Consider the following 10,132-nt stretch of genomic DNA (forward strand, 5'->3'; position numbering starts at 1 on the left):
AGCGGCGACTTGGCACGGAAGATCGGCAGCCGGTACACGATCGAGCGGATCCTCGGACGGGGCTCCGCCGGCACCGTCTGGTCCGGATCCGGCCCCGACGGGCCCGTCGCCGTCAAGCTGCTGCGCGAGGACCTCGCCTCCGACCCCGAGCTCGTCGGCCGCTTCGTCCAGGAGCGCACCGCCCTCACCAGCCTCGACCACCCGCGCATCGTCGCCGTCCGCGACCTGGTGGTGGACGGCACCGACCTCGCGCTGGTGATGGAGCTGGTGCCCGGCCGCGACCTGCGCGCCCTGCTCGACGCCGAGGGCGTGCTCGTCCCCGCCCGCGCCGCCGCCGTGGTCGCCGACGTCGCCGAGGGCCTCGCCGCCGCGCACGCCGCCGGCGTCGTGCACCGCGACGTCAAGCCCGAGAACGTGCTGCTGGAGGAGGACGCCCTGGGCGTCCCCAGCAACTCCCGCGCCAAGCTCACCGACTTCGGCATCGCCCGCCTCGTCGACACCCCGCGCCGCACCCGCGCCACCCGCATCATCGGCACCCCCGACTACCTCGCCCCCGAGGTGATCGAGGGCCTCCAGCCGCGCGCCGCCGTCGACGTCTACGCACTCGCCACCGTGCTGTACGAACTGCTCTGCGGGGCCACCCCGTTCGGCGGCGGCCACCCCGGAGCGGTGCTGCGCCGGCACGTCACCGAGACGGTCCCCCCGCTGCCCGGCCTGCCCGACGGGCTCGCCGCCGTCCTCAACGCCTGCCTCTCCAAGGCCCCGGCCGGCCGGCTCACCGCCGCCGAGCTCGCCGACCGGCTCCACGAGCAGCTGCCCGACCTCGCCGGCGCCCCCGCGCTCGAACTGCGCCGCGCCCCCGACGAGGAGGGCGCCGACGGCGCGCACGAGGACGAGGTCGAGGCCGCCTACCAGGCCTACGAGCACCAGCGCGCGCAGAACGCCGCCGAGCCCGGCTACCCCGCCGCGCCGCGCGGCGCCGTCCCCCTGGTGCCCGGCGCCGAACTCGACGAGCACGACACCCATCTGCGGATCCGCCGCCCCACCGCCGAGGAGCTGGCGGCCGGCCCGCCGCCCGGCGCCGAGCGCCGCAAGGGCACCGGCAGCCACGCGAGACCTGCCCCGCCCAAGGGCCATGCCGGGCGCGGCGGCACCCCCGCGGTCGTCCGCCGGCGCCGCCGCCTGTACATCGCCGTCGCCGGGCTGCTCGCCGCGGCCGGCATCGGCGCCTGGGCGGCCGGCGAGTCCGGCGGGAACGCCCCCGCGCACTCCCGCTCGGTCGACGACCGGACCGGCAGCCCCACCCCGACCGCGCCCAAGGCCACCCGTACCCGCGGCGCCGCCGACGAGCGCTCCGCCTCCCCGCGCGCGCTGCCGCTGCCCTCCTGGCAGTCGTGGACGAACCTTCCTGCGGCGCCGGTGCCCTCCGACGGCTCCCCGGCGGCCGTCCGCAGCGGCTCCACCACCTTCGTCTTCACCCGCGACAGCACCGACGCGCTCTGGTACACCTTCGCCACCGGCGGCGGGACCTACGCCCCGTGGAGCCGGCTGACCGGCATCCACGTCGCCGACGACCCGGCCGCCGCGGCGCTGCCCGGCGGCGGCGTCCGGCTGATCGCCCGCGGCACCGACGACCTCCTCTACGAGCGCACCCTCGGCAGCGGCCGGTGGACGCCGTGGACGCAGGTCGACGGGCGCACGACGGTCGACTCCTCGCCGGCCGCGGTCGGCACCGGCGCCCGGGTGGACGCGGTCGCCCGCACCGGCGGCGACCTGGTCACCGCGTCCTGGATGAACGGGCGATGGTCGGCGTGGGCCGTGGTGCCGGCGTCCGGCAAGGTGAAGGGGACGCCGGCGGTCGCCGCGGCGCCCGGCGCCGGGCCCGGAACGTTCTCGGTGTTCGTGCAGCGGGCGTCGGACGGGCAGGTGCTGTGGCTGCGGGCGCAGCAGGGGGCGTGGCTGCCGCCGAAGCCCGTCACCGGGCTGCGCGGCGGCACGGGCCTGGCGGCGTCGGTGCAGGCGGACGGGACGGTACGGGTGTTCGCGCGGCAGGCGGACGGGACGCTGAAGGAGGCGGTGACGGGGGCGGGCGGCGACGGCGGCTGGCGGACGGCGGAGTTGGCCGCCGACGCGACGGGCGCGGGGTCCGCGCCGGGTGCCGCGGCGTCGTCGGTGTTCGTGGCCGCGGACGGGGGGCGGGTGCGGGTCGCCACGGCGCACTGAGCCGCCCCTCCGCCCCGGAACCCCACCCGCCCTCGGGCCACCGTCGTCGTCCGACCGGGGGGAGCCGTTAGGCTTGTCGCGTGGCAGACGTCGATCCCTCCGAAGCACTCAAGAACCTCCAGTCGACCATGGCGTCGATCGAGGCCGTCCTCGACCTCGAGAAGCTGCGCCGCGACATCTCCGTCCTGGAGGAGCAGGCCGCCGCGCCCGATCTGTGGAACGACCCCGACGAGGCGCAGAAGGTCACCTCGCGCCTCTCCCACCTCCAGGGCGAGGTCCGCAAGACCGAGGAGCTGCACGGCCGCATCGACGACCTGGGCGTGCTCTTCGAGCTCGCCGAGGCGGAGGACGACGCCGACACCCGCGCCGAGGCCGAGGAGGAGCTCGCCTCCGTCCGCAAGTCGGTCGACGAGCTGGAGGTGCGCACCCTGCTCTCCGGCGAGTACGACAGCCGCGAGGCGCTCGTCAACATCCGCGCCGAGGCGGGCGGCATCGACGCCGCCGACTTCGCCGAGCAGCTGCTGCGGATGTACACGCGCTGGGCCGAGCACCACAAGTACCCGGTGGAGGTGTACGAGACCTCGTACGCCGAAGAGGCCGGCATCAAGTCGGCCACCTTCTCCGTCAAGGCCCCCTACGCCTACGGCACCCTCTCGGTCGAGCAGGGCACCCACCGCCTGGTGCGCATCTCGCCCTTCGACAACCAGGGCCGCCGCCAGACGTCGTTCGCCGGCGTCGAGGTGCTGCCCGTCGTCGAGAAGTCCGACCACGTCGACATCGACGAGACCGAGCTGCGCATCGACGTCTACCGCTCCTCCGGCCCCGGCGGCCAGGGCGTCAACACCACCGACTCCGCGGTGCGGATCACCCACATCCCCACCGGGATCGTCGTCTCCTGCCAGAACGAGCGCTCCCAGATCCAGAACAAGGCCAGCGCCATGGGCGTCCTCCAGGCCAAGCTGCTGGAGCGGCGCCGCCAGGAGGAGCAGGCCATGATGGACGCCCTCAAGGGCGACGGCGGCAACTCCTGGGGCAACCAGATGCGCTCCTATGTGCTGCACCCGTACCAGATGGTCAAGGATCTGCGCACCGAGCACGAGGTCGGCAACCCGCAGGCGGTGCTGGACGGCGACATCGACGGCTTCATCGAGGCGGGCATCCGCTGGCGCAAGCAGCAGGAGCAGCAGGCCACCGAGGCGCGGTAACGCACCCGCGGACACGTCGAGGGGCCCGGAAGCCATGGCTTCCGGGCCCCTCGACGTGTTTTCGAAGAGAAGTGCGCCTCAGGCGAGCGCGTGCTGGACGATCGCGGCGAAGGCGATCAGCAGGACGGCCAGCACGGCCAGGGCCACCGGACTGATCCCGCCGAGCAGGCCCTCGCGCTGCAGCCGCGCCCGGTTGGCCCGGCACACCGGGCACCGGCCCTCGTTCACCGGACCCGCGCAGTTGGCGCACACCAGTCGGTCCGCCGTCATGGGGATCTCCTCCTTCGGCAGTGGGGACGCCAGGCAACCCGCTCCGGGTTCCCTGGCCCCCTCCTCCTCTACTGTGCCAGCTTTCCTCCGGGTGTGACGCATCACGAACCGCATCGGGTGAGGAAGCTCATTCATTCGACGTCGATGCAGGTCAACGCCGTTTGGGTGAACTAGTGCCAAGGGTCCTCAGGTTCATTGGCTGGGTCCCCGTCGCCGGTTCGCGTATGTTCACACCGTCCTGCCCCCTAGACTCCTCGACCGTGATGCAGCCGTGATCCGATTCGACAACGTCTCCAAGACCTATCCCAAGCAGCCGCGACCGGCGCTCAACGACCTCTCTCTGGAGATCGAGCGCGGCGAGTTCGTGTTCCTGGTGGGCGCCTCCGGGTCCGGGAAGTCAACCTTCCTCCGGCTGGTGCTCCGCGAGGAGCGCTCCTCCAACGGTGCCGTGCACGTCCTCGGGAAGGACCTTGGTCGCCTCTCCAACTGGAAGGTGCCGCCGCTGCGCCGCCAGATCGGCACCGTGTTCCAGGACTTCCGCCTGCTGCCGAACAAGACGGTGGGCCAGAACGTCGCCTTCGCCCTCGAGGTGATCGGCAAGCCGACCGGCGTCATCCGCAAGACCGTCCCCGAGGTCCTCGACCTGGTCGGACTGAGCGGCAAGCAGAACCGCATGCCCAACGAGCTCTCCGGCGGTGAGCAGCAGCGCGTCGCCATCGCGCGCGCGTTCGTCAACCGCCCGAAGGTGCTCATCGCCGACGAGCCGACCGGAAACCTGGACCCCCAGACGTCCGTCGGCATCATGAAGCTCCTGGACCGCATCAACCGGACCGGCACCACGGTCCTGATGTCGACGCACGATCAGGCGATCGTCGACCAGATGCGCCGGCGTGTGCTCGAACTCAGCGAGGGCAACCTCGTCCGGGACCAGCAGCGCGGCGTCTACGGCTACGGGCAGTAGCGCCCTCGCCCCTCCACCCGACCCGGCGCCCGGCCGCTCCCCCCGGCAGGCGCCCCCGACCAGCTAGGACATCATGCGAGCCCGTTTCGTCTTCTCGGAGATCGGTGTCGGCCTGCGCCGAAACCTGACCATGACCTTCGCGGTGGTGGTCTCCGTGGCACTCGCACTGGCCCTGGCGGGCGCCTCGCTGCTCGTCCGCGAGCAGGTCAGCTCGATGAAGGGCTACTGGTACGACAAGGTCCAGGTCTCCATCTACCTGTGCAACAAGGGCGACCAGGGCTGCGACAGTGAAGTGACGGCCCAGCAGAAGGCCCAGATCAAGTCGGACCTGGACAAGCTCGCCGTGGTGGAGAAGGTCTACTACGAGAGCAGCGCGCAGGCCTACGACCACTACCGGCAGCAGTTCAAGGACTCCCCGCTGCTGGACCAGATCACCCCCAGCCAGATGCAGCAGTCCTTCCGGGTCAAGCTGAAGGACCCCAAGCAGTTCGCGGTGATCAAGGACGCCTTCCAGGGCCGGCCCGGCGTGCAGTCGGTGCAGGACCAGCGCGACACCCTCGACGCGCTGTTCCGACTGCTCAACGCGATGACCGTGGCGGCCATGGCGGTGATGGCCGTGATGGTGGTCGTCGCCGTCCTCCTGATCGTCAACACCGTGCGGGTGTCGGCGTTCAGCAGGCGGCGCGAGACCGGGATCATGAGACTCGTCGGCGCCTCGTCGTTCTACATCCAGATGCCCTTCGTGCTGGAGGCCGCGATCGCCGGGTTCATCGGCTCGGTCCTCGCCTGCGGCATGATCGGGGCCGGGCAGTGGCTGCTGATCGACAAGACACTCCGACCGTCCGTCCCGCTCATCAACTTCCTGGGCTGGGGCGACATTATGAAGATCTTCCCGCTGGTGATCGTCTTTGGTGTGCTCATGTCGGCCGTCTCCGCCTTCATCACGCTGCGGAAATACCTGCGCGTCTGAGGATCTGACGCGGGCTCACGGCCCGTGCGGATCACGACCCATAAGGGTGACATCCCGTCACGCTTCGTGTGGCACGTCACACGATGGTGTGGCGGGATGTTCGGATTGTCCCGCTGTGGTGGCCTAAACTCCTCCGCATGTCCGGGAGTTCGACGCTCCGTCAGGGGCTGACCCTCACCCTGGTGTTCATGGCCGTCCTGGCTGCCGGGGCGGTCAGCAACGCCTGGGGCGGCGCGGCGGCCACCACCGCTGAGTCGACCGGCGAGCACCGCGCCGCCGGCGGCCGGGGCACGGCGCCCTCCCAGGACGAGGCCCCCTCCCGCGACCCCTGGACGGCCTACTACACCCCCGCCGAGTTCGCCGACTACACCGACGCCCTGGACGGCCGCTACATCGGCATCGGCGTCTGGCTCCGGATCGCCGACGACGGCGGGTTCGCGGTCTCCGGGCTGCAGCACGACGGGCCCGCCGAGCGGGCCGGCGTCCGCGTCGGCGACCTGCTGGTGCGGGTGGACGGACGCTCCGTCGCCGACCGCCCCGTCACCGACGTCGTCGCCCTGCTGCGCGGCACCCGCCCCGGCTCCCGGGTCGTCCTGGGCCTGGAGCGGCCCGGCGCCGGCGCCCGCACGCTGTCGGTGCGGCGCGCCCGGCTCAGCACCGAGGACGTCACCGTCCGCGACCTCGCCGGCGCCACCGGCACCGTCTGCCTGATCAAGGTCGACTCCTTCAGCACGGGCAGCGGCGCGGCGGTGGCCCGCGCGGTGCGGGACGCCGAGCGCGCGCGGCCCGCCGACGCGGGCGTCGTCCTCGACCTGCGGGGCAACAGCGGAGGCCTGCTCACCGAGGCGCGCAGGGCCTCCTCCGTCTTCCTGGACGGCGGGCCGATCGCCCGCCTCTCCGGCGCCATCGGCGACCGCACGCTGGACGCCGAGCCGGGCGGCGACACCGCGGTCCCGCTGGTGGTGCTGGTGGACGGCGGCACCATGAGCGCCGCCGAGCTGCTGGCGGGGGCGCTGCAGGACCGCGGGCGGGCGGTGCTGGTCGGCTCGCGCACCTTCGGCAAGGGCTCCATCCAGGCGCCGGCGTCGCACGGCGACGACGACGGGGAGCCCGCCTGGGTGGAGCGCACCGTCGGCCACTACACGACGCCCTCCGGACGCCGGGTCAACGGTGTCGGCATCACCCCCGACGTCTCCGTCCCGGTGGGCGCGGAGGCCTCCGACGCCGAGCGCCAGGCGCTCGAGGTGCTCTCCGGGCTGACGCCGCGGCGCTGAGCTCCGGGGCCCGGAGCCGGCACGGAAAACCTCTCCCGGTCCCGGCGCGGGGGGTGCGACAATGGGCCGCATCATGGTCAAGGAGCAGGGGCGCAAGGTCATCGCCCAGAACAAGAAGGCGCGGCACGACTACCACATCCTCGACACGTTCGAGGCGGGCCTGGTGCTGACGGGTACCGAGGTCAAGTCGCTGCGCGAGGGGCGCGCCTCCCTCGTCGACGGGTTCGGGGACATCGACGGCGGCGAGATCTGGCTGCACAACGTCTACATCCCCGAGTACAGCCAGGGCACCTGGACCAACCACACGGCGCGCCGCAAGCGGAAGATGCTGCTGCACCGCTCCGAGATCGACAAGCTGATCGGCAAGACCCGCGAGACGGGGCACACGCTGGTGCCGCTCGTCCTGTACTTCAAGGACGGCCGGGCGAAGGTCGAGCTGGCGCTCGCCAAGGGCAAGAAGGACTACGACAAGCGCCAGACGCTCCGCGAGCAGCAGGACCGCCGCGAGGCCGACCGCGCGATCTCCGCGGCGCGGCGCAAGCAGCGCGCCTGAAGCGGTCCGCGGGAATGTATTGGCACGGCCGGGCGTTGGTCCCGTAGGATGGTTGCCGCAGGCCGGGGGTTCGTCCCGCGGCCGGCGGTTTGACAACTGCACAGGGGGTGATCGGTTTCGACTGCGGAAGTTGAGGCAGGGGAAGCGAGCCGAGGAACGCGACAATGATCTCGTTAACCATGTGTCGCAAACCAATAATCGCCAATTCTAAGCGCGATTCCTTCGCGCTCGCCGCCTGAGGCGAGTAATCGAAGGTGTCAGACCGGGTGTGTTCCCGACCCGGACCCTGGCATAATCTAGGGAACTCAACCGCCGGACCCGGCTACGGGGTCGGGCGGGAAACCAAACAGTAGCTGAGCCCGTCGGCGACTTGTTCGCGTGATCGCCGGGGCTGAGAAAATCACAGCGAACTGCGCTCGGAGAAGCCCTGGTTTGGTTCCGTAGGACGCGGGTTCGATTCCCGCCACCTCCACCCTTGCCGCGTTCGCGCGGCCCCTTGAGCCCTGGCTGCCCGGCAGTCGGGGCTTTTGGCGTGGAAAGTCGGCCCGCCGAGCGGCCCGTCACGAGGAGATGGCCTTGCAGGACACGGTTCGCGACCGTGAAATCGCCGCCGAGCAGCGGCACATGGACCGGGTCTACCGACGTCTGGACGAAAAGCTCCAGGAGGCCGAGTTCCTCCTGGCGGACGCCGGGAAGATCGCCTCCGTCGCCACCCCCGGCGCTCTCGCCGAACGCGACGCCATGGTCTACCGCGCCGGTCGCCATCTCCAGCGCCTCAACTCCGAGTTCGAGGACTTCGTCTTCGGCCGCATCGACCTGCTCGGCAACGGCGGCGGTCGCGGCATCGACCTCGACGAGGACACCGCGCCCGACGACGCCGACCCCGAGCCGGGCCCCGAGGAGCTGGAGGCGGCCGGCATCGGCGAGGTGCTGCACATCGGCCGGCTCGGCGTCCTCGACGCCGACTACGCCCCGCTGGTCGTCGACTGGCGCGCGCCCGCCGCCGCCCCCTTCTACCGCGCCACCCCCGTCCGCCCCGGACGGGTGGTGCGCCGGCGCGTCATCCGCAGCCTGGGCCGCAAGGTGCTCGGCGTCGAGGACGACCTGCTCCGCCCCGACCTCGCCGAGACCGTCGCCGCGGACCTGCCGGTGGTCGGGGACGGCGCGCTGATGGCCGCCCTCGGCCGGGCCCGCGGGCACGCCATGCGCGACATCGTCTCCTCCATCCAGGCCGAGCAGGACGAGGTGGTCCGCGCCCCCGCCGGCGGCGTCACCGAGGTCCGCGGCGGCCCCGGCACCGGCAAGACCGCCGTCGCCCTGCACCGCGCCGCCTATCTGCTCTACACCGACCGGCGCCGCTACTCCGGCGCCATCCTGGTGGTCTCGCCGACGCCGCTGCTCGTCGCCTACACCGAGGGCGTGCTGCCCTCGCTCGGCGAGGAGGGCCAGGTCTCGGTGCGCGCCCTCGGCGACCTGGTGGACGGCGTCGAGGCGCAGCGCTTCGACACGCCCGAGCTCGCCCGGATCAAGGGCTCGGCGCGGATGGCCCGGGTGCTGCGCGGGGCGGCCCGCGCCGCGATGGAGGCGGTCTCCCGCGCCGACCACGGCGACCCGGCCGCGCGCGGGCTGCGGGTGACGGCCGGCGGCCGGACGCTGCGGCTGTCGCCGGGCGAGCTGGCCGGGATCCGGCGCACCGTGCTGGGCGGCACCGCGCCGGTCAACTCGCTGCGGCCGCGGGCCCGTCGGCTGCTGCTCGACGCGCTCTACGCGAAGCTCGTCGCGGAGCTGCCGGCGCCCTCGGACGCGGCGGCGGCGGCCGAGCACCGCGCGGACTTCAACGCGGACGCCGGCACCGAGGCGCCGTTCATGGAGTTCCTGGAGGGCTGGTGGCCGGCGCTGACGCCGCGTCGGGTGCTCGCCGCGCTCGGCGACCGGCGGCTCTTGGCGCGGGCCGCCGGACGGGTGCTGACGCGCGCCGAGACGGACGCGCTGGCCGCGGACCTCCGGCGCGGCACCTCTGCCGCGGCCTCGGCGGGCCGCGGCGACGGGTTGACGGTGCACGATGTCGCGCTGCTGGACGAGCTGCGGGTGCAGTTGGGCGTGCCGCCGGAGCCGGCGCGGCCGCGGGAGCCGGACGCGCTGGAGGAGTTGGGCGGCGTCGAGGAGGTCCGCGTCTGGGCGGACCGGATGGACGGCCGCGGCGGCGCCGCGGACGACCGGGAGCGGGACCGGACCGAGTACACCCACCTGATCGTGGACGAGGCGCAGGACCTCACGCCGATGCAGTGGCGGATGGTCGGGCGGCGCGGCGCGCATGCCACCTGGACGGTGGTGGGCGATCCGGCGCAGTCGTCGTGGATCGACACCGAGGAGGCGCGGGCCGCGCGCGAGGAGGCGCTGGGGTCGCGCCGGCGGCGGGCGTTCACGCTCACCGTCAACTACCGCAACTCGGCGGAGATGGCGGCGGTGGCGGACCGGGTGCTGCGGCTGGCGGCGCCGGGGACGGAGCCGCCGCGGGCGGTGCGGTCGACGGGGGTCTCGCCGCGGTTCGGCGCCGTCCGCTCCGCGGACGATGTGCGGGCCGAGGTGGCGCGGCTGCTGGGGGAGGTCGACGGCACCGTGGGCGTGGTGGTGCCGATGGCGCGGCGGGCGGAGGCGCGGGGGTGGGTCTCGGGG

At 73.1% G+C, this 10,132-nt stretch carries 8 protein-coding genes and 1 other RNA gene; 8 read left to right on the plus strand and 1 reads right to left on the minus strand.

The genetic code is table 11. From position 1 onward, the window contains the following. Positions 1-9: 9 nt before the first annotated feature. Both BIV57_RS26625 and prfB read left to right on the plus strand, forming a co-directional pair. A complete protein-coding gene (locus BIV57_RS26625; RefSeq protein ID WP_071656457.1) occupies positions 10-2,223 on the plus strand; it encodes a protein kinase domain-containing protein in 2,214 nt (737 codons plus the stop codon). An 80-nt stretch (positions 2,224-2,303) separates the two neighbouring features. Then, a complete protein-coding gene (gene prfB / locus BIV57_RS10590; RefSeq protein WP_071656458.1) occupies positions 2,304-3,428 on the plus strand; it encodes a peptide chain release factor 2 in 1,125 nt (374 codons plus the stop codon). A gap of 78 nt (positions 3,429-3,506) precedes the next feature. Here prfB and BIV57_RS10595 read toward each other — a convergent pair whose 3' ends face one another. Then, complete coding sequence (locus BIV57_RS10595; RefSeq protein WP_071656459.1) at positions 3,507-3,698, minus strand: hypothetical protein; 192 nt, start codon at positions 3,696-3,698, stop codon at positions 3,507-3,509. 271 nt (positions 3,699-3,969) lie between these two features. On the opposite strand from BIV57_RS10595, the gene ftsE reads away from it, so the two are divergent. The 6 genes from ftsE to BIV57_RS10625 form a co-directional block, all read left to right on the plus strand. Next, positions 3,970-4,659: a cell division ATP-binding protein FtsE gene (ftsE, locus tag BIV57_RS10600; protein WP_071656460.1), complete on the plus strand. Its 690-nt coding sequence runs from the start codon at positions 3,970-3,972 to the stop codon at positions 4,657-4,659. A gap of 73 nt (positions 4,660-4,732) precedes the next feature. After that, positions 4,733-5,629: a permease-like cell division protein FtsX gene (gene ftsX, locus BIV57_RS10605; protein WP_071656461.1), complete on the plus strand. Its 897-nt coding sequence runs from the start codon at positions 4,733-4,735 to the stop codon at positions 5,627-5,629. Positions 5,630-5,766: 137 nt separating this feature from the next. Continuing rightward, entirely contained in the window at positions 5,767-6,903 is a 1,137-nt protein-coding gene (locus tag BIV57_RS10610) for a S41 family peptidase (protein ID WP_071656462.1), read from the plus strand. Between the two features lie 73 nt (positions 6,904-6,976). Continuing rightward, positions 6,977-7,456, plus strand: a complete 480-nt coding sequence (gene smpB, locus BIV57_RS10615; RefSeq protein WP_071656473.1) for an SsrA-binding protein SmpB — start codon at positions 6,977-6,979, stop codon at positions 7,454-7,456. Between the two features lie 103 nt (positions 7,457-7,559). Further along, positions 7,560-7,931: a transfer-messenger RNA gene (gene ssrA / locus BIV57_RS10620) on the plus strand. A 95-nt stretch (positions 7,932-8,026) separates the two neighbouring features. Then, positions 8,027-10,132: HelD family protein (locus tag BIV57_RS10625; RefSeq protein WP_071656463.1), on the plus strand; the 2,106-nt coding region annotated here is incomplete at its 3' end.

This window comes from Mangrovactinospora gilvigrisea (genome assembly GCF_001879105.1).
GTDB classification, from domain to species: Bacteria; Actinomycetota; Actinomycetes; order Streptomycetales; family Streptomycetaceae; genus Mangrovactinospora; species Mangrovactinospora gilvigrisea.

Bases quoted from the DNA above. Each gene is read 5' to 3' on its own strand.
- ftsX (WP_071656461.1), top strand. From the start codon at position 4,733: ATGCGAGCCCGTTTCGTCTTCTCGGAGATCGGTGTCGGCCTGCGCCGA.
- BIV57_RS10595 (WP_071656459.1), bottom strand. From the start codon at position 3,698: ATGACGGCGGACCGACTGGTGTGCGCCAACTGCGCGGGTCCGGTGAAC.
- BIV57_RS10610 (WP_071656462.1), top strand. From the start codon at position 5,767: ATGTCCGGGAGTTCGACGCTCCGTCAGGGGCTGACCCTCACCCTGGTG.
- smpB (WP_071656473.1), top strand. From the start codon at position 6,977: ATGGTCAAGGAGCAGGGGCGCAAGGTCATCGCCCAGAACAAGAAGGCG.